At 58.8% G+C, this 19,055-nt stretch carries 14 protein-coding genes; 4 read left to right on the top strand and 10 right to left on the bottom strand.

Annotated elements, in window-relative coordinates; translation table 11 throughout:
• Positions 1 to 65: 65 nt before the first annotated feature.
• A complete protein-coding gene (locus ALO43_RS10350) occupies positions 66 to 1,280 on the top strand; it encodes an AGE family epimerase/isomerase (RefSeq protein ID WP_054997468.1) in 1,215 nt (404 codons plus the stop codon).
• Here ALO43_RS10350 and ALO43_RS10355 read toward each other — a convergent pair whose 3' ends face one another.
• The 6 genes from ALO43_RS10355 to ALO43_RS10380 all read right to left on the bottom strand — a co-directional run bounded on the left by ALO43_RS10355 (position 1,281) and on the right by ALO43_RS10380 (position 7,879).
• Positions 1,281 to 2,045: an SDR family oxidoreductase gene (locus ALO43_RS10355; protein WP_054997469.1), complete on the bottom strand. Its 765-nt coding sequence runs from the start codon at positions 2,043 to 2,045 to the stop codon at positions 1,281 to 1,283.
• A 719-nt stretch (positions 2,046 to 2,764) separates the two neighbouring features.
• The gene (locus tag ALO43_RS10360) at positions 2,765 to 3,481 is read right to left on the bottom strand and encodes an ABC transporter ATP-binding protein (RefSeq protein ID WP_003317226.1); all 717 of its coding nucleotides are present in this window, start codon (positions 3,479 to 3,481) and stop codon (positions 2,765 to 2,767) included.
• Positions 3,478 to 4,353: an ABC transporter ATP-binding protein gene (locus tag ALO43_RS10365; RefSeq protein WP_024690937.1), complete on the bottom strand. Its 876-nt coding sequence runs from the start codon at positions 4,351 to 4,353 to the stop codon at positions 3,478 to 3,480. Before ALO43_RS10365 ends, ALO43_RS10360 begins: the two co-directional genes overlap by 4 nt.
• Positions 4,350 to 5,663, bottom strand: a complete 1,314-nt coding sequence (gene livM, locus ALO43_RS10370) for a high-affinity branched-chain amino acid ABC transporter permease LivM (RefSeq protein WP_054997470.1) — start codon at positions 5,661 to 5,663, stop codon at positions 4,350 to 4,352. The genes ALO43_RS10365 and livM overlap by 4 nt, the downstream gene beginning before the upstream one ends.
• Before the next feature lie 2 nt (positions 5,664 to 5,665).
• Positions 5,666 to 6,580 (bottom strand): ABC transporter permease subunit, encoded by a 915-nt coding sequence (locus ALO43_RS10375; protein ID WP_005888550.1) that lies wholly within the window; start codon positions 6,578 to 6,580, stop codon positions 5,666 to 5,668.
• A 162-nt stretch (positions 6,581 to 6,742) separates the two neighbouring features.
• Complete coding sequence (locus ALO43_RS10380) at positions 6,743 to 7,879, bottom strand: branched-chain amino acid ABC transporter substrate-binding protein (RefSeq protein WP_053481079.1); 1,137 nt, start codon at positions 7,877 to 7,879, stop codon at positions 6,743 to 6,745.
• A gap of 496 nt (positions 7,880 to 8,375) precedes the next feature.
• Between ALO43_RS10380 and ALO43_RS10385 the strand changes: the two genes are divergently transcribed.
• The 3 genes from ALO43_RS10385 (at position 8,376) to nadE (ending at position 11,461) form a co-directional block, all read left to right on the top strand.
• Positions 8,376 to 9,281, top strand: a complete 906-nt coding sequence (locus ALO43_RS10385; protein ID WP_005888544.1) for a LysR substrate-binding domain-containing protein — start codon at positions 8,376 to 8,378, stop codon at positions 9,279 to 9,281.
• A gap of 99 nt (positions 9,282 to 9,380) precedes the next feature.
• Entirely contained in the window at positions 9,381 to 10,604 is a 1,224-nt protein-coding gene (gene pncB / locus ALO43_RS10390; RefSeq protein WP_005888542.1) for a nicotinate phosphoribosyltransferase, read from the top strand.
• A 26-nt stretch (positions 10,605 to 10,630) separates the two neighbouring features.
• Entirely contained in the window at positions 10,631 to 11,461 is an 831-nt protein-coding gene (gene nadE, locus ALO43_RS10395) for an ammonia-dependent NAD(+) synthetase (RefSeq protein ID WP_024670376.1), read from the top strand.
• Positions 11,462 to 11,615: 154 nt separating this feature from the next.
• Here the strand turns inward: nadE and azu are convergent, their stop codons facing one another.
• The 4 genes from azu to ALO43_RS10415 all read right to left on the bottom strand — a co-directional run bounded on the left by azu (position 11,616) and on the right by ALO43_RS10415 (position 18,971).
• The gene (gene azu, locus ALO43_RS10400; protein WP_024670377.1) at positions 11,616 to 12,062 is read right to left on the bottom strand and encodes an azurin; all 447 of its coding nucleotides are present in this window, start codon (positions 12,060 to 12,062) and stop codon (positions 11,616 to 11,618) included.
• 154 nt (positions 12,063 to 12,216) lie between these two features.
• Positions 12,217 to 13,110, bottom strand: a complete 894-nt coding sequence (locus ALO43_RS10405) for a transglutaminase family protein (protein WP_005888537.1) — start codon at positions 13,108 to 13,110, stop codon at positions 12,217 to 12,219.
• Entirely contained in the window at positions 13,110 to 15,605 is a 2,496-nt protein-coding gene (locus ALO43_RS10410) for a circularly permuted type 2 ATP-grasp protein (protein ID WP_024670378.1), read from the bottom strand. Before ALO43_RS10410 ends, ALO43_RS10405 begins: the two co-directional genes overlap by 1 nt.
• 87 nt (positions 15,606 to 15,692) lie before the next feature.
• Positions 15,693 to 18,971 carry a transglutaminase family protein gene (locus ALO43_RS10415; protein ID WP_054997471.1) on the bottom strand — a complete coding sequence of 1,093 codons (3,279 nt, stop codon included), beginning with the start codon at positions 18,969 to 18,971 and terminating at the stop codon, positions 15,693 to 15,695.
• Positions 18,972 to 19,055: the final 84 nt, after the last annotated feature.

The following is a 19,055-nucleotide window of genomic DNA, read 5'->3' on the forward strand; positions in this document are numbered from 1 at the left end:
GTGAGTAACGAGAGGTACAGGCACACAGCGGCCTGAATGCTCATCCGCGCAGCAATCCTGATAACATGCTGCGCAACTCGACACTGCCGCGATGCCCGCCGATGCCTCTTGCTTCCAGCTCTGCCTCCACCCCCGAACTGAATCCGGTTTTCGCCGCCTTGCAGGCGCATTTCCTGCAAGTGGTCGTGCCGCTCTGGCAGGGGCCTGGCTGGAATGCGCAATTGGCATTGCCTTACGAAGCACTGGACGTCAACGAGCAGCCACTGCCACCGCAGCGTTATCGGGCGATGGCTTGTGCGCGCCAGCTGTTCCTGTTTTCCAGCCTGATCGGTCATCCCGAAGTGCCGGCGGCGCGTACCCGAGCCAGTGCGCTGTTTCGCTCTCTGCAACAACACTTTCATGATGCCGAGCATGGCGGCTGGTTCTACAGCATCGATCCGCAGGGCAAACCTCTGGATCGCCGCAAGGACCTCTACACACATGCCTTCATCATCTTTGCCTGTGCGCATTACTGGGCGAAGGTACAGGATCCGCTCGCCGAATCGGTGCTCAATGCAGCGCTCAATGTCGTAGCCGAGCGCTTTGCCGACGATGACGGGCTGTATGAAGCGCAACTCGATGAAGACTGGTCAAGACTGGGCACCGGGCCACTGCAGAACCCGCTGATGCACCTGGCAGAAGCCTTTCTGGCGACGCTGTCGGTGCGCGCCGATCCGGCAATCCAGTCGGCGATGGACGCGCTAGTTATCCACATGCAGCGCCGTTTCGTCGATACAGCGACCGGCGTAATGCTCGAAAAACCGCTGGGCGCTGTGGATAACTGGTACGAGCCAGGTCATCAGTTCGAATGGTTTTTTCTGCTGCAATCCTCGCCTGACCTGCACGATCACGAACTGCACCAATCCATGACTCGGGCGTTCGCCTATGCAAAGGCACAAGGCGTTGATGCACATACCGGCGCTGTCACCGCCATGCTGACGCTGGACGGCACGGTACGCGATGCTACCCAGCGTATCTGGGCGCAAGCCGAATACCTGCGGGCAATGGCGCTGACGCCCGAGTGCGAGGCTGGGCTGGCCGACCAGTTACTGGCGTTCGAACAGCGCTTTCTGCACGCCAGGGGCTGGAACGAGTGCGTCGAGCCAGATGGCCGTGTCAGTCGCAGCGATATGCCATCGACCACGCCTTACCATCTGGCGACTTGTTACATCGGGTTGGCCGACTATATCGAGAATCGCTTCATCACCGCGTTCCCGCCGCCGACGCCCGCAGAGGGCTGATCAGCCGCGGTTGCGATCAATCGCGAAACCGGCCCAGGTCTGACTGACAGGCATCAGTTCCAGACTGTTGATGTTGACGTGCGCCGGCGTGTTCATAATCCAGAAAATCGTGTCGGCAATGTCTTGCGGCTGAATAGGCTCGGCACCCGCGTAGGTGGCGTCGTATTTGGCCAGGTCGCCACCGAAGCGCACCAGCGAAAACTCGCTCTCGCACAGCCCTGGCTCAAGGTTGGTCACCCGCACACCCGTACCGATCAGGTCGTTGCGCAGGTTCAGAGAGAACTGGCCGACGAAGGCCTTGGTGCCGCCATAGACGTTGCCGCCCGGATACGGATAGTTACCGGCCACCGAGCCCAGGTTGACGATGCTCGCACCGCGACCGTGCGCGATCAGGCGTGGCAGCAACAGGCGAGTGGTGTAGACCAGACCTTTGATGTTGGTGTCGATCATGGTGTCCCAGTCATCCAGATCGCACTTCGGCGCAGGATCGATCCCCAGCGCCAGACCGGCATTGTTGATCAGCCCCTGAATGGTGGCGAACTCTTCAGGCAAGTCTGCAATGGCGCTCTCCATGGCTTTGCGGTCACGCACATCCAGCACCAGCGTATGCACTCTGGTTTGTTTCGATAGCTCGGCGCTCAAGGCATCCAGACGATCCTTGCGGCGGCCGGTCAATACCAGCGACCAGCCCGCCTCGGCAAACCGGCGAGCGCAGGCCTCACCAAAACCGGAAGTAGCGCCTGTGATGAATACCGTGGAAGTCATTTGGTTCTCCTGACATGGCGCAAAAAAAGCGCAGCCTGTTAATAAGTTATCCGCAGGGCAGCAGAATGCCTTTGTGCGGGACTGCGATGCAACAACCCGACGCATTTGTACAAAAAACAACCAGCAAGAGCAGAGCCATATGTTCCGGGCCTTGCAGCTAGTTTTGCCCACCTTATCCACAGTCAGACACACAATCTCTGGGGGCAAGTCAGTCCTGCTGAAAGTCCCGTCGTTCGGGGCCTCCAGCGTGTCGGGCAAAGTTTTTCCCTTGACTTTGATCAAGACTCGCCTGCGCGCCTAAAGCGTCAGAAAACCGTGATGGCCTGTAGCCCATACGCAGTAACGCTCAGCTCACTCTTTCCAATGCTTGTTCACAGACTTATCCACAGGGTTTGCATCGGAAAAAACTGTATGAACAACCAGCCTCAAAGCAGTTGACAACAGCCATTAAATTTTGGTCGAAATGCGCTGTGCATAATTTAACCAGAGCGCTACAGGCCTTATGCATAAAGGGCTCCAGCTAAATACTCCCAAGTTATTAACAGCCGGTTCCACAGTAATTCTGAACAAGTCGAAACTGTGACAAAACAACCGTTTGCAGCGGTTTTATGTCGCATCCGGAGAGGTCGTCAGAAATGTTTTCCACAATCGAAAAGAATGACGCCCCGAATGTTTCGACATTCGGGGCGTTCGCGAGAAACGGCAGCGTTTTGACGAACTCAGTGCCCGCCCAGATAGGCGTTCCTGACCTCTTCATTTACAAGCAATTCCTTGCCCGTACCGGAGAGACGAATTTCGCCATTAACCATCACATAGGCACGATCAGACAGCTTCAGCGCATGGTTGGCGTTCTGCTCGACCAAAAAGATGGTCATGCCTGTGGCCGCCAACTCGCGCAGGGTCGAGAAGATCTGTTTGACGATGATAGGCGCCAGACCCAGGCTTGGCTCATCGAGCAGCAACAGCTTTGGCCGGCTCATCAGCGCTCGGGCAATGGCGAGCATCTGCTGCTCGCCACCGGACATGGTCATGGCGCGCTGGTTGCGGCGCTCCTTGAGCCTTGGAAACAACTCGAACATGCGCTGCATGTCTTCGGCCGAGTGCTTGTCGCCGATCGGAATGGTGCCCATCATCAGGTTTTCCTCGACCGACATGTCGGGAAATACACGTCGCCCTTCTGGTGACTGCGCGATGCCGTTGGAGGCGATGTAGTGCGAGGACTTCTGGGTGATGTCAGTGCCCTGATAGATGATCTGCCCGCTGGCGGCGCGCGGCTGCCCGAAGATCGACATCAGCAGCGTTGATTTGCCCGCGCCGTTGGAGCCGATCAGGCTCACCGTTTCGCCTTCGTTGATGTGCAGCGAGACCTTCTTGAGGGCTTGAATCGGCCCGTAAAACACATCGATCTCTTTCAGTTCGAGGATCGGCTTGCTCATACCAGTTCCTCTTCATCGGCGCCCAGGTACGCAGCGATCACTTTAGGGTCGTTGCGGATCTGTTCCGGCCCGCCCATGGCAATAACGTTGCCGTGGTCGAGCACCACAATATCGTCGGAAATACCCATGACCATGCCCATGTCGTGCTCGATCAGCACGATGGTCATGTCGTGTTCGTCGCGCAGCAGACGGATCATGCCGCTCAGTGCTTCGGTTTCCTGCGGGTTGAGACCGGCGGCCGGCTCATCCAGGCAGATCACCTGCGGCCGCGTACACATGGCCCGGGCAATCTCCAGACGACGTTGCTGGCCGTAGGACAATTCGCCAGCCAGACGGTTGGCGCAATCCACCAGATCAACCACTTCCAGCCAGTAGAACGCCGTATCAAGCGCGTTTTCTTCGGCCTTGCGGTAGCCCTTGGTATTGAGGATGCCGCTGATCAGGCTGCGGTTGACCCACATGTGCTGGGCAACCAGCAGGTTTTCAACCACCGACATTTCCTTGAACAGTCGGATGTTCTGGAACGTGCGCGCCAGCCCTGCCCGGTTGACCAGGTGAGTGCCACCGAACATTTTGTAGTACACCCGGCTGAGGAAACTTTTCGGCGAAATAAAATCAGTGGCCTTGAACGGCTCGCCCAGCAACCTGATCACATCGGTGGTCTTGCCGCGGGTGTGCAGCTCGATGCGCCCGCCAGTGGCCTTGTAGAAACCGGTCAGGCAGTTGAAGACTGTGGTCTTGCCAGCGCCGTTGGGGCCGATCAGGGCGAAGATCGAGTTGCGCCGCACCTTGAGGCTGACGTCGCTGAGGGCCTTGATGCCACCAAAGTGCATCATCAGGTGCTCGACAGAAAGAATCACTTCATTGCTCATCGTGCGCCTCCGTCTGTCACCAGTGCGCCCTTGCGTGGCTTGACGCCGGTGCGGCTGATGCGGATCAGTCCGCGTGGTCGCCAGATCATCATCAGCACCATCAGAATGCCGAACAGCAGCACCCGATACTCGGAGAAGCTGCGCAGCAGTTCAGGCGCAACGGTCAGCACGAACGCGGCAATCACCACACCGATGGTAGAGCCCATACCGCCCAGCACAACGATGGCCAGAATCAGCGCCGACTCGAAGAAGGTGAACGACGTCGGGTTGACGAAGCCTTGGTAGCTGGCGAAAAACACGCCCGCAAGCCCCGCTGTCGAAGCACCGATGGTAAACGCCGAGAGCTTGACCAGTACGTGATTGAGCCCCATCGAACGACAGGCGATCTCATCCTCGCGCAACGCTTCCCAGGCACGTCCGATCGGCATGCGGGTCAGGCGATGCTTGATGAACAGCACCGCCAGCACGACCAGAAACAGCACGGTATAGATGAAGATGAATTTCAGGTCCGGGTTGTAATCGAAGCCGAAATATTCATGAATGGGGACACCGCCGTCCTTGGCACGACGACCGAACTCTAGGCCAAAGAAGGTTGGCGACGGCACCGGCACCCCGTTCGGACCGCCAGTGAACGATAGCCAGTTGTTCAGTACCAGACGAATGATTTCGCCGAAACCGAGCGTCACGATGGCCAGATAGTCGCCATGCATGCGCAATACCGGGAAGCCGAGAATGCACCCGGCAAGCGCCGCCGCGATCGCTACCAGCGGCAACGCCGACCAGAAACCCAGGCCCAGATACTGATAGCCGAGCGCCAGACCATAGGCGCCGATGGCGTAGAACGCGACGTAACCCAGATCGAGCAATCCCGCCAGACCGACCACGATATTCAGCCCAAGGCCAAGCAGCACGTAGATCAGGCCAAGGATCACAACCGTCAGGATGTATTTGTTGGCGAAGATCGGAAACACGATAGCGATGACGATCAGCAGCGGAATGATCCAGTACAGGCTGGACTTGTGATCGGGCTTGAGCACATGCACGCCAGAATCCGAGCTTTCAAAGCTCTGAGACAGGCGTATGCCCTTGGGCGTCTGCAGAAAAAGACTGATCAGAAAACGCCCGACCATGACCACAGCCACCAGCCAGGCCACGCGCGTGGGCTGCAGGTTGAAGCTGTAACCGTCGAGCACGATGCCGACAATAGGACCGAACACGATCAGCGCCAGCAGTCCGGCGATCACGGCATCGATCAGGCTTTTTTTGATTTCAACAGGTTTGGTGACAGGACCAGCAACGGAAGCGGACATACTTATACCTTCGCCACGAGTGGGCGACCCAGCAGGCCTTGAGGACGGAAAATCAGGATCAATACCAACAGGCCGAAACTGAACACGTCTTTGTAATCGGAGTTGACCAAGCCGGAGAACTGCGACTCGGCAACCCCCAGGATCAGTCCACCCAACATGGCGCCCGGCAGCGACCCGATCCCGCCCAGTACCGCGGCGGTGAACGCCTTGATGCCGATGATGAAGCCTGCGTAGAAATCGAAAGTGCCGTAGTTCATGGTGATCAACACACCGGCCAGCGCAGCCATGGCAGCGCCAATGATGAACACGTAGGAAATCACCCGATCGGTGTTGATCCCCAGGATCGACGCCATCTTGCGGTCCTGCTGTGTAGCGCGGCACATGCGGCCGAGCTTGGTGTACTTGATGATGTAGGTCAGTACGCCCATGCCGACGAAAGCGGCAATGAGGATGAATATCTTGGTGTAGGTGATCTGCACAAAACCGCTGCCGATCTCGATGCGCCAGGCGCCCTCAAGCAATGTCGGCACGCCTTGCTGGCGAGCCCCCTGACTGATCTGCGCGTAGTTCTGCAGAATCAGGGAAATACCGATGGCGCTGATCAGAGGTGCCAGGCGGGTCGAGTTACGCAATGGCTTGTAAGCCACGCGCTCGATGACGAACCCATATACCCCGGTGACCACGATGGTAAAAACCAGGGTGCCAAGAATCAGGAATGGAAAGGATTCCACGCCGAAGAAAGACAGGACCGCAAGACCGATGGCGGCCAGGTAGGCGGAAATCATGTAAACGTCGCCGTGGGCGAAGTTGATCATGCCGATGATGCCGTAGACCATCGTATAGCCGATGGCGATGAGGCCATAGACAGACCCCAGAGTGAGTCCGTTGACCATTTGTTGCAGGAAAATCCCATCCATCACGCACGCTCACACACTGAAAGGCAGTTCAGCACCCTGCCGGTCGTTCCCTCGTGAGGCGCGACCAGCAGGTCCGAAAACAACAACAGAGATGCAGGCGCGCTCATGGGCGCGCCCATCACCGCATCAGCGCCTGGGAGGCAGGGCTGACAGGGGGTTATCTCACTTCTGTTTTTCGAGTTGCTTGTATTTGCCGTTGGCGTCCCACTGGTACACCACGTAGTCGGAGACTTTCAGGTCGCCCTTCGCATCCCAGGCTTTTTCGCCCATAACGGTCTTGACCGGGTTGGCCTTGAGCCACTTGGCAGCCTCTTCGCCCTTGTTGGACTTGGCGCCATTGAAGCCGGCCGCCAGGGCCTGCACGGAAGCGTAAGCGTACAGCGTGTAGCCTTCAGGCTCGTAACCGGCCTTGCGGAACTGGTCAACAACTGCCTTGCTGTCCGGCAATGCGCGCGGGTCGGCACCAAAGGTCATGTACACGCCATCAACGTACTGCGCACCGCCAGCGGTGGTGGCCAGTTCGTCAGTCACGACGCCATCGTCAGACATGAACTTGACGTCCTTCAGCCCCTGCTCACGCATTTGGCGAACCAATGGGCCAGCTTCAGGGTGCAGGCCGCCGAAGTACACGACATCAGCGCCAACCGAACGAATCTTCGTGACCAAGGCGCTGAAATCTTTCTCGCCACGGGTCAGGCCTTCCTCGAGTATCGGCTTGACGCCGCGCGCTGTCAGTTGCTTGGCCGTTGCATCGGCAAGGCCCTTGCCATAAGTGTCCTTGTCGTTGATGACCGCGATTTTCTTGCCCTTGAGCACGTCGACGATGTAGTCGCCAGCGACGATGCCCTGCTGGTCATCACGGCCGCACATGCGGAACATCTCTTTCATACCGCGCTCGGTCACTGTCGGGTTGGTCGAGCCAGGCGTGATGGCAATCACACCCGCATCGCTGTAGACCTCGGAAGCCGGAATGGTCGACGACGAGCAGAAGTGCCCGACAACACCAATCACTTTGTCCTGATCCACAAGACGGTTGGCAATTGCCACGGCCTGCTTCGGCTCGCAGGCATCATCGCCCGCCACCAGCACGATTTTCTCCCCGTTCACACCACCTGCCGCGTTGATCGCATCGGCCGCTGCCTGCGCGCCTTTCATGTATTGCTGGCCAAACGATGCATTCGCGCCGGTCATGGGACCTGCGACGCCGATTTTCACATCCGCCTGTGCAAACGAAGACACGCCCAATGCAGTTGCCACTGCGATTGCCAGAAAGCCTTTCCTGTAAAACGTATGCGACATGAGTGGTGCTCCTGAGGATATTTTTTTAACGGGCACTGCGATTACGTGATTGCCTGGGTACGGGTTGCTCGATTACAGAGTTGCCTAGAGCAAGCCCCGTGCCATCGCTTTTTTCATTATGAGAATTGTCGTGTTTATCTTTTCATTCAATGACCTGATAGTCGTGCGCCGTGGCTGTGCAACCAAAAAAACGCAGAAAGGTGCAACTCTTCCCGATGAAAGAGCAACCAACCCCCCCCTTCAGGGTGCAACCCGCATTACACCCACAGGGCAACCCACTTGTAACATTACACGTCACCGAATTGCACACGCCCGGTGCGCGAACGCTACGAGACGCACCAATTGAGGTTAGTGGATTTGGCAGGAAATGCCGTGGGTCATACCTGCCCCTTATTGATAACCAACAAGCGTCTGGCCGACAAACGACGTTCCAGCGGGATATCATTCCGATTACTCATATTGCTCATGCACGCTCGCGGAACACAGAGAAGTCACCATGCTGAATAAACGCCACTTGCCCTCGATAGCCGCACTGCAATGCTTTGAGGCGGTGACCCGGCATTTGAGCTTCACCCGCGCCGCCGAAGAACTCAACCTGACCCAGAGCGCCGTCAGCAAACAGGTCGCGCAGCTCGAAGAGCTGGTCCAGCATCTGCTGTTTCAGCGCGTGCGACGTCGCCTGCAACTGACCCCGGCGGGTGCGCTGTATTTGGCGGAAGTGCGCAAGATTCTGACCCAGATAGAGATGTCCACTCACTTCCTGCGCTCCTATGGTGGCGAAACCGAAGTGCTGCGGGTCTCGACACCGTCGACGTTCGGCGCCCGCTGGCTGGTGCCGCGACTGAAGGGCTGGCGCTTGCGTCATCCGCACATTCACCTGGACCTGATCAACGAGCAAGAGGCTGACGACCTGATCAAGGGCCGTTGCGACGTGTCGTTCTACTTCGGCCAGGCTGCCATTCCCGGCGCCGAAAGCGTGAAGCTGTTTGGCGAAGAACTGGTGCCGGTTTGCGCACCTGAAAGTCTGCCGGACGAGCCATTCAGCGATCCGACCCAATTGAGCACACTGGTTTTACTGCAGAACGCCTTCCGCCCGAGGGCTTGGCACGAATGGTTCGAAAGTCAGGGGTATCAGACTGACCACAGCTATCACGGGCCGCGCTTTGAAACCTTCTATATGTGCATTCGTGCTGCGCAGGTCGGCTGCGGTGTCGCGCTGCTGCCGCGTTTTCTGGTCGAGGAGGAACTGGCCGAAGGCAAACTGGTGATTCCCTGGGACTACAGATTGCCCAGCACTAACAGCGCCTATTACCTGTCCTATCCGGAACACACTGCCGACGTGCCCAAAATCCGGGTTTTTCTGCAGTGGATGCTGGAACAGTTGGATCAACCGCCACATTAAAGGCGACAATGCACACCCATCCGGCCGTGAGCTTTCCGTGGTGACAGACAGGAAGTCGCGGGCCCGACATTATCCGGCTGCTCTGGAGAGCCCGATTCAATGAGCGAGAGCGCCTTTTCAAATCGCATCGTGCAAAGCCTGCTCGATACTGATTTCTACAAGCTGACCATGATGCAGGCTGTCCTGCATAACTACCCCAACGTGGACGTCGAGTGGGAGTTTCGCTGCCGCAATGGTGAAGATCTGCGTCCTTATCTGGACGAGATCAAGCACCAGATCGAGTTGCTGTGCGAGCTGTCTCTTACCCCTGAGCATCTGGGCTTTCTGGAACGCATCACGTTCCTGAAGCCGGACTTTCTCAGGTTTCTAGGGCTGTTCCGCTTCAATACCCGCTATGTCAAAACCAGCATCGAGGACGGTGAGCTGTGCATTCGTCTGCACGGGCCGTGGCTGCACGTCATCCTGTTCGAAGTGCCGTTGCTGGCGATTGTCAGTGAGGTCAGGAACCGCCACCGCTACCCGGACACCTTGCTCAGTCAGGCTCGGGATCGTCTCTATGAAAAATTCGACTGGCTGAACAGTAACGCCACGCCGGATGAGCTGGCCGAATTGAAAGTGGCGGATTTCGGCACCCGCAGGCGGTTTTCCTACCGCGTTCAGGAAGAAATCCTCGGCGTACTGAAAAAGGATTTCCCGGGGCAGTTCGTCGGCACCAGCAATGTGCATCTGGCACGCCAACTTGATCTGAAGCCGCTCGGCACAATGGCGCATGAATGGATCATGGCCCACCAGCAACTGGGGCCGCGCCTGATCGACAGTCAAATCGCCGCGCTCGATTGCTGGGTGCGCGAGTATCGAGGCCTGTTGGGCATCGCGCTGACGGACTGCATCACCACAGATGCTTTCCTGAATGACTTCGACCTGTACTTCGCCAAGCTCTTCGACGGTTTGCGCCATGATTCGGGAGACCCAGTGAAGTGGGCCGAAAAATGCATCTCGCATTACCAGAAACTGGGCATCGACCCGATGAGCAAGACACTGGTGTTTTCTGACGGACTGAACCTGCCCAAGTCACTGGAGATTTTTCGGGCGCTGCGCGGGCGCATCAATGTCAGCTTTGGCATCGGCACCAACCTGACGGCTGATATCCCAGGCATAGCGCCCATGAACATGGTGCTGAAGATGACCGCCTGTGCAGGTCAGGCGGTAGCGAAAATTTCCGACGAGCCCGGCAAGACACAGTGCAAGGACCCGAATTTTGTCGCTTACATGCGGCATGTGTTCAAGGTCCCCAGCTTGCCGACGCCTGAAAAACCCGCTTGAATTATCCCACTGACGAGGAGTGAATCATGCACGCCGTACAGCGCCAGATTGTTGACCAGCTTAATGTCCAGCCACCTTTCGCGGACCAGAACGCACTGCAGGCCGAAGTGGGCCGCCGCGTCGACTTCATCAAAGAATGCGTGCAGAACGCAAGGCTGAAAACGCTGGTGCTGGGCATCAGCGGCGGTGTCGACTCACTGACTGCCGGCCTGCTTGCCCAGCGCGCGATCAAGGAGTTGCGTGAAAGCACCGGTGACAAAGACTATCGCTTCATCGCCGTGCGCCTGCCTTATGTCGTGCAGGCAGACGAGCATGAAGCCCAGGCATCTGTGGATTTCATCGAGCCGGACGAGCGCCATACCATCAACATCGGCTCCAGCGTCAAGGCACTGGCTGCCGAAGTGAAAGCAGCGTTCGACGGGCTGCCGGCCAGCGCTGTGGATTTTGTGCTCGGCAATACCAAGGCGCGTATGCGCATGGTTGCCCAGTACACCGTGGCGGGGGCTTATCAGGGGCTGGTGATAGGCACAGACCATGCGGCGGAAGCTGTCATGGGCTTTTTCACCAAATTCGGCGACGGCGCCTGCGACCTTGCCCCATTGAGCGGGCTGGTGAAAAACCAGGTACGCGAAATCGCTCGCCATTTCGGCGCGCCGGAATCCCTGGTAGAAAAAGTACCGACTGCCGACCTGGAAGACTTGTCACCTGGCAAACCGGACGAAGCCTCTCATGGCGTGACCTACGCAGAGATAGACGCCTTCCTGCATGGCGAGCCGGTGCGTGAAGAAGCATTCCGCATCATCTGCGAAACCTACGCGAAGACCCAGCACAAACGCGAACTGCCGTACGCACCTTGAGTGACTGGCTCAGAACTGTGACGCGAAGCGTCACGCAAGGCATTCCCAATCTGGAGCGTGAGGAACGATAGTCGTCAAGTAGACACTATCGTGCCCATGCTCCGCGTGGGAATGCCGTTGCGGACGCTCTGCGTCCGCTGCTGAAGGCTTGCCGTTACTTCAGGGTCACGGCACCTTTCATCATGCTGATATGCCCTGGGAAGGTGCAGAAAAACTGGTACTTCTCTGCTGCATCAAGTTTGGACACATCAAACGTCACCGAGTCTTTTTCACCGGCACCGATGACTTTGGTATGAGCGATGATGCGATCGTCGCCTGGCTTCAGATAATCTTTGTCGATACCTGCAGCCATGCCATCGTTGGTAATCGCCTGAGCGTCAGCGTCTTTGCTCAACACCCAGTTGTGCCCCATGACGTTCTTCGGCAGGTTGCCGGAATGCGTCAGGTTGACGGTGAACGTCTTGCAGCTCTTGTCGATCTGGATGGCTTTGGTGTCGTACATCATCTGATCGGTCGAATCGACTGTGGTGGAGCACTCGGCGGCCAACAACTGGCCACTGGCCAACGACAACAGCGAAATCGCTACGAGCTTGCGAATCATTTGAATCTCCAGGCAGGCCATTTGAGTAAACGTTGAAAATTGATGTAACAAGAGAGTGCCTTATCGGCGCCAGGGTTCCAAAGACGTGTATCGAAAGGTCCCGGCACAATTGCACCTTTGAAGAACGATTCAAGAGGCCCGCTAATTAGGCGGCTCAGGCAGCGACGGGCATGACGGTGACGCGGACTTCGGGATCGTGGCTGCCGCCGCCCAAGATAACCCCACGCAAAGGCGATACATCCGAAAAGTCACGCCCCCAGGCCAGGCTGATGTGCTCCAGTGCAGGCTGCGCATTATTGGTCGGGTCAAAGTCGACCCAGCCCGACGCCGGACAAAACACCGACACCCACGCGTGCGAAGCATCAGCACCGATCAGCCGGGGTTGACCGGGCGGAGGCTGAGTCAGCAGATAACCACTCACGTAGCGTGCCGCCAGCCCCCGCGAGCGCAGGCACGCCAGCATCAGGTGCGCAAAGTCCTGACAGACACCGCGCCGTCGCTCCAGCACTTCCACCAGCGGTGTCGCTACCTGAGTCGCTTCTTCGTCGAAAGTGAATTCGCTGAAGATCTTCTCCATCAAGGCCTGCACACCCAGCAGCAACGGGCGTCCGGCAGGAAAGCAGTCCTGCGAAAACTCGACGAACGAACGTTTCAGGTGTACGTAGGGAGACTCGAAGCGATAGCGGCAGGCCTCCAGAATATCTTCGGTCATCGGTTTGGCGCTGTAAGTCAGCGCACTGCGCGTCACTTCCCATTCCGGCGACAGATTGAAATCCAGAAACGGGCGTTCGAGTACCTCGATACGCAGCCGGGCATTGACCTGCAACTCATCATGAGGACGCTCGAACGCCAGGCGCGTCAGCGGGTTGCCGAACACGTCCAGCTCGTCGCGACGCGTGGTCGGCGTCGGGAATATCTCCAGTGCCTGCTCGGTGCAACGCTGCCACTGACTGCTGCGTGGCCACAGATGCGCCAACTGCTGAGCCAGGGAAACCGGGCTGTCGTACTTATAATGCGTGTCGTGAAAAATCTGGTAGAAGGCGCTCATCAGACAGATACCGTGCGTTGGCTGACGTCATCGACGTGGGCAAAATGGCGCAGGGCCAGACGGTCTGAAGCCTGCCCACTGCTGTCGCCGATGCTCTGCAACAGGTCGGCCAGCCCGTCGAGGACTGCGTCGATGCTGCTCTGACCAAACAACGGGTTTTCCAGGCTACCCAGATCGAAGGCAGCGAGACGCTGAGCCAGCACCGCAAGGCCGTTATCGCGCGGCGCATCGAACTCGTCGTTCAGGCGGCGCAGCGAACGTTGTACCAGTTTGAGCTGAAACAGCACCGCATGCGGATTCTGCTCATCAAGCAACAGCAGGTCCAGCACTGGAATCAGATGCGGCACCGACATGTAACGCGAACGGTAGGTGATGCTGCTGTTGCCCAGTTCCAGCAACCATTCCAGCCCGGCCTTCTCCGAAACCGCCGAACCGCGCAGAAAGGCCGCCAGGCTTGTGCTGAGAAACTTCAGACGCTCTATCCGGCGCCCGATCATCAGGAAGCTCCAGCCTTCATCACGGGTCATGTCATCCATGGCAAAACCGGCAAGCGCCGCCAGTGACATCACCAGACGGTTGAGAAAATCCACCAGCTCGCCAAAGTCCGGCTCCTCGGTATCCAGGCTCAACGCTTCGCGCTGGAGCTCGACCAGCGCCTGCCAGTTTTCTCTCGATAGCTTGCCGCGCACCTGTGAAGCGGCCCACTGCAGACGCTGCAGATTGCCACGCAGGCTGAATGGCCACTCTTCACCCAGAAGCGCCGCAAGCAGGCGATCCTTCAGCTCTTCGCCCTCTTGCGCTTCGGGCAGCATGCCGAGGCTTTCAGCCAGCGCGACAGCAGCCTGTAGCGCAAGCGGGTCATCATCATCGACGTAGCGCGTGAGCATGATGCGCAGCAGGCGCGCGCTGTCTTCGCAACGTTCGCAATAGCGGCCGAACCAGAACAGGTTTTCCACCACCCGCGATGGCAGATAGGGGTCGCGCCGGATCAGGTCATAGACCCCCAGCACACGCTGACCTTTCCAGGGTTCACCGAGGTGCGAGCGCTCGCCCAGCACCCAGGTGTCCTTGCTCGCACCACCGCGCTGCATGGAGACCACCTCGGCATCGGCTTCAGCGGCCACTCGGGTCAGACCGCCCGGCAGCACACGATAGCCGTCGACGCTGGCCACGGCGTAAACGCGCATGCCAATGGCACGCGGCTGCAAACCGGTGCCATCGGCCTGCAGCACCGGCGCATGGGACAATTGCGCCAGCTCCTGGGCCACATAGGCATAAGGCCGCGATTGCATGCGTTGGGCGAGAGCCGTGCGCTGTTCCTCGTTGAGATCGCGTCCAAACACTGGGGCAAAATGCTGCGAGGGAAATGCGGGTTTGATCAGCAAGTCAGGCAGTTTTTCCAGCGCCTGCGCCAGCACGGTCGGCTCTCCGCACCACCAAGTTGCCACCGATGGCAGAATCAGGTCCTCACCGAACAGGTACTGACTGATTTTCGGCAAAAAGCCCAATAACCCAGGCGATTCAAGCACACCGCTGCCCAGCGCATTGGCGACCAGCACGTTGCCTTGACGCACCGCCTCCAGCAAACCCGGCACGCCGAGTGCGGAATCGGTTCGCAATTCCAGCGGATCACAAAAATCATCGTCCAGACGACGCATGATCGCGTGAACCCGGCGCAGGCCGCTGAGGGTTTTCAGGTAAACGGTGTCATCGCGAACGGTAAGATCGCCGCCCTCGACCAGCGGATAACCCAGCTGCCGCGCCAGATAAAGGTGCTCGAAATAACTTTCATTAAAGCGCCCTGGCGTCAACAACACCACCAGCGGCGCCTCGCTGCTGGTCGGCGCCTGACGTGAAAGGGTCTGTTGCAAGGTATCGAAGAAGCCTGACAGATGCCGGACCTGCAGGTCGCGGTAGGTTTCAGGCAAGGCACGGGCGACGCTCTGGCGATTCTCCAAAGCATAACCCGCCCCGGAGGGCGCCTGAGTACGGTCGGCGGTAACCCACCAGCGCCCGTCCGGCGTGCGCGCCAGGTCAACGGCGTACATGTGCAAAAAGGTGCCTTCAGGCGGTTTTATGCCCTGGCATGGCCACAAGAAGTTGTTATGGCCGAATACCAGTTCGGCAGGCAGCAAACCATTGGCGATCAGGGTCTGGGGACCATAAAGATCGGCCAGCACGGCGTTGAGCAACCGCGCACGCTGGGCAATCCCTGCCGCCACGTGCTGCCACTCATCCGCCGCAATAATGTGCGGCAACAGGTCCAGTTCCCATGGACGATCAGCGCCCTTGGGGTCGGCGTAGACGTTGTAGGTGACGCCGTTTTCCTGAATCTGCCGGGTCAGCAGGGCTTGGCGCTGAATCAATTGCGCCGACGTACTGCGTTGCATGTGCTCGTAAAGGCGTCGCCAGTGTGGACGAACGGCGCCATCAGCATCGAGCATCTCGTGGTAAGTGCCCTCGGAAAGAGAGTAGCGATCAAGCAGGTCAGGCATGGAAGGCTCGGCAGGCAACGTAAGGACTTCAGAGTAGTGCTGCCAGATGTCACATCCGTGTGCATCTGACGCACAGAGCCACTGTTTTTAATGCAGACGCATATCCAGCGTCATCGGCAGCTCGTCATTAATATTGAGCGACGGAACGGTCAGCTTGCCGGGTGTGTGACCGATGCGGAAGAAACGTGACAGGCGACGGCTTTCCGCTTCGTTGGCGTTGACCGGCAATGTCTCGTAGTTGCGACCGCCCGGGTGGGCGACATGATACTCGCAGCCGCCCAGCGAGCGGTGCATCCAGGTATCGAGCAGGTCGAACACCAGCGGGGCATGTACGCCGATGGTCGGTTGCAGGCAGTTGGCCGGTTGCCAGGCACGATAGCGTACGCCCGCGACAAACTCGCCGACGCGTCCGGTCGGCTGCAGGGGTACGGGTATGCCATTGCAGGTGAGCAGATAGCGTTGCGGCGGCAGCCCGCTGAGATGCACCTGCAAGCGTTCCAGCGATGAATCGACATAGCGCACCGCACCGCCAGCCGAGCCCTCCTCGCCCAGCACATGCCAAGGCTCCAGCGCCTGACGCAGTTCCAGCTCGATGCCGTTGACGGCGTAATCGCCCACTTTCGGAAAGCGAAATTCCAGATGCGCGGCAAACCAGTCGGCCTTGACCGGATAACCGGCCGCGTTCAGGTCAGCCACTACGTCGGCGAAATCCTGCTCGATGAAATGCGGCAGCATGAAGCGGTCGTGCAACTGCGTGCCCCAGCGTGCCAGTTTGGCCGGTGCATAAGGCTCGCGCCAGAAACGGGCGACCAGCGCGCGCAGCAGCAATTGCTGGGCGAGGCTCATGCGCGCGTGAGGCGGCATCTCGAAGGCGCGCAGCTCCAGCAAGCCCAGGCGCCCGGTCGCGCCATCGGGCGAATACAACTTGTCGATGCAGAACTCGGCGCGGTGGGTGTTACCGGTGACATCGATCAGCAGGTTGCGCAGCAGGCGATCCACGACCCAAGGCGCAACGTCTTCTCCGGGTTCGGGCATCTGCGCGAAGGCAATTTCCATTTCGTAGAGCGAGTCGTTACGCGCCTCGTCGATACGTGGCGCCTGTGAGGTAGGGCCAATGAACAGCCCGGAAAACAGGTACGACAGCGAAGGATGGTTGTGCCAGTAACTGATCAGGCTGCGCAGCAGGTCTGGACGCCGCAGGAACGGAGAATCGCCCGGTGTCGCCCCGCCCAGCACGAAGTGATTGCCGCCGCCAGTGCCGGTATGACGACCATCTATCATGAACTTTTCGGTGGTAAGACGTGTGAGGCGCGCCTGCTCGTAGAGAAATTCGGTGCGCTCGACCAGTTCGTCCCAACTTGCCGAGGGCTGCACGTTGACTTCGATCACACCCGGGTCAGGCGTAATGCGGAAGTTGCACAGACGCGGATCGCTCGGCGGCTCGTAACCTTCGAGCAGAACCGGGCATTGCAACTCTTCGGCAGTTGCTTCGATAACGGCTACAAGCTCAAGGTATTCCTCAAGCTTCTGCAGCGGCGGCATGAACAGGTAGAGACGTCCATCACGCGCTTCGGCACACAGCGCCGTACGGGTCAGCCAATCGGCGGACTCGTCGATCTTCGGCGCGCGTTCAGCGTCTGTCTCGTTTGACTTGAGTGCCGAGGTCAGCGAGTCGCTGTCGGCCAGTTCAGGAAAGTCCTGATTATGGTCGGTCGGGTGAATGAACGGGTACTCCGCCGCCTTGACCCAAGGCTGCGAGGCCAGTGGCAGTCGATACCCCAACGCTGAATCACCTGGCACCAGACGGCAATGCTCGTCACGCAGATACCAGCGGCCGCTCTGCCAGCTGTCACCTTCTGCGCTACGGGCCAGCGGCAAGACCTGGCCGATCATCTTGTCCAGCCCCTGCGCGAAGACCTTGCGCAGGCGCGCCCGCTCAAGCTCGTCGCCCAGCCACGAATCTTCGGCGGTCACGTTGACCGGCAGCGCACCTTCGCGCCACAGGTAGTAGAAATTATCTTCGTAGGCCGGAAAAACAAAACGGGCCGGCAGTTTCAGGCGCTCGGCAACGCTGGCCAGAAAACGCCCGGCCAGCTCGCCAGTTGCGCCGTAGTCCTGTGTTTCATTGGCGATCAGCGCATTGTTGCGCCAGACCGGCTTGCCGTCCTTGCGCCAGAAACAGTTCAGCGACCAGCGCGGCAACTGTTCCCCCGGATACCATTTGCCCTGCCCGAAATGCACGATCCCCAGAGGCGCATAGTGCGCGCGCATGCGCTGGAAGAGTTCGGCAGACAGCTCACGCTTGCGCGACCCCAGCGCTGCAGTGTTCCATTCGGGGCCATCGCGATCATCAATGGAAACAAACGTAGGCTCGCCGCCCATAGTCAGGCGCACATCATCGCGGATCAGATCAGCGTCTATCTGCCGCCCAACCGCCTGGATGTCCTGCCACTGCTCTTCGCTATAGGGCTTGGTGACGCGTGGCGCCTCCCAAATACGCTCTACAGACATTTCATGGCTGAACTCGGTTTCGCACGGCTCGACCAGCCCACTGATCGGTGCTGCGGAGGATGGCTCGGGACTGCAGGCCAGCGGAATGTGGCCTTCGCCGGCGAACAGTCCAGAGGTCGCGTCCAGCCCGACCCAGCCTGCACCCGGCAGATACACCTCGCACCAGGCGTGCAGGTCGGTGAAGTCGACGTCGGTACCGGAAGGCCCATCCAGCGCTGCAACGTCAGCCTTGAGCTGGATCAGATACCCCGACACGAAGCGCGCGGCCATCCCCAGATGGCGCAGCAGCTGCACCAGCAGCCACGCAGAATCGCGGCAGGAACCCGAGGCGTTTTCCAGAGTGAACTCGGGGGTCTGTACACCCGGCTCCATGCGAATCAGATAATCGACGTCCTGGCTCAGACGCTGGTTGAGGCCAACCAGAAAGTCGATGGCCGGAATCGGCTCACGGCTGATGCTGTCCAGATAGGCCTGGAATTTCGGGGTCAGCGGCAGTTTTTCGAGATACGGTGCCAGTTCACGCTGCTCTTCGCTGGCATACGTGAACGGGATGTTTTCAGCGTACGGCTCGAGAAAGAAATCGAACGGGTTGAACACTGCCATCTCGGCAACCAGATCGACCTCGACACGGAATTCCTTGGTTTTTTCCGGAAAGACCAGGCGCGCCAGATAGTTGCCCTGTGGGTCCTGCTGCCAGTTGATGAAATGATTTTCAGGCAACACTTTCAACGAATACGACAGTACGCGTGTGCGGCTGTGAGCGGCCGGGCGCAGGCGAACGATCTGAGGACCCAGTTCGACCGCGCGGTCGTAGCGATAATGCGTGACATGGTGCAAGGCAATATGAATCGACACGGCGTGCCTCCTGCGAGCCTGAACGGTAAATGAGCCGCGCAAGACTTATGCCATCCGGTCAAAGTCAGGCGCCTACGACATCGG

It is taken from the genome of Pseudomonas tremae (assembly GCF_001401155.1).
Taxonomy (GTDB): Bacteria; Pseudomonadota; Gammaproteobacteria; order Pseudomonadales; family Pseudomonadaceae; genus Aquipseudomonas; species Aquipseudomonas tremae.

Excerpts from the sequence above, each read along its gene's own strand:
- ALO43_RS10360 (WP_003317226.1), bottom strand. The coding sequence starts at position 3,481 with ATGAGCAAGCCGATCCTCGAACTGAAAGAGATCGATGTGTTTTACGGG.
- nadE (WP_024670376.1), top strand. The coding sequence starts at position 10,631 with ATGCACGCCGTACAGCGCCAGATTGTTGACCAGCTTAATGTCCAGCCA.
- livM (WP_054997470.1), bottom strand. The coding sequence starts at position 5,663 with ATGTCCGCTTCCGTTGCTGGTCCTGTCACCAAACCTGTTGAAATCAAA.
- ALO43_RS10365 (WP_024690937.1), bottom strand. The coding sequence starts at position 4,353 with ATGAGCAATGAAGTGATTCTTTCTGTCGAGCACCTGATGATGCACTTT.
- ALO43_RS10410 (WP_024670378.1), bottom strand. The coding sequence starts at position 15,605 with ATGCCTGACCTGCTTGATCGCTACTCTCTTTCCGAGGGCACTTACCAC.
- ALO43_RS10375 (WP_005888550.1), bottom strand. The coding sequence starts at position 6,580 with ATGGATGGGATTTTCCTGCAACAAATGGTCAACGGACTCACTCTGGGG.
- azu (WP_024670377.1), bottom strand. The coding sequence starts at position 12,062 with ATGATTCGCAAGCTCGTAGCGATTTCGCTGTTGTCGTTGGCCAGTGGC.
- ALO43_RS10405 (WP_005888537.1), bottom strand. The coding sequence starts at position 13,110 with ATGAGCGCCTTCTACCAGATTTTTCACGACACGCATTATAAGTACGAC.
- pncB (WP_005888542.1), top strand. The coding sequence starts at position 9,381 with ATGAGCGAGAGCGCCTTTTCAAATCGCATCGTGCAAAGCCTGCTCGAT.
- ALO43_RS10385 (WP_005888544.1), top strand. The coding sequence starts at position 8,376 with ATGCTGAATAAACGCCACTTGCCCTCGATAGCCGCACTGCAATGCTTT.
- ALO43_RS10380 (WP_053481079.1), bottom strand. The coding sequence starts at position 7,879 with ATGTCGCATACGTTTTACAGGAAAGGCTTTCTGGCAATCGCAGTGGCA.
- ALO43_RS10355 (WP_054997469.1), bottom strand. The coding sequence starts at position 2,045 with ATGACTTCCACGGTATTCATCACAGGCGCTACTTCCGGTTTTGGTGAG.
- ALO43_RS10350 (WP_054997468.1), top strand. The coding sequence starts at position 66 with ATGCTGCGCAACTCGACACTGCCGCGATGCCCGCCGATGCCTCTTGCT.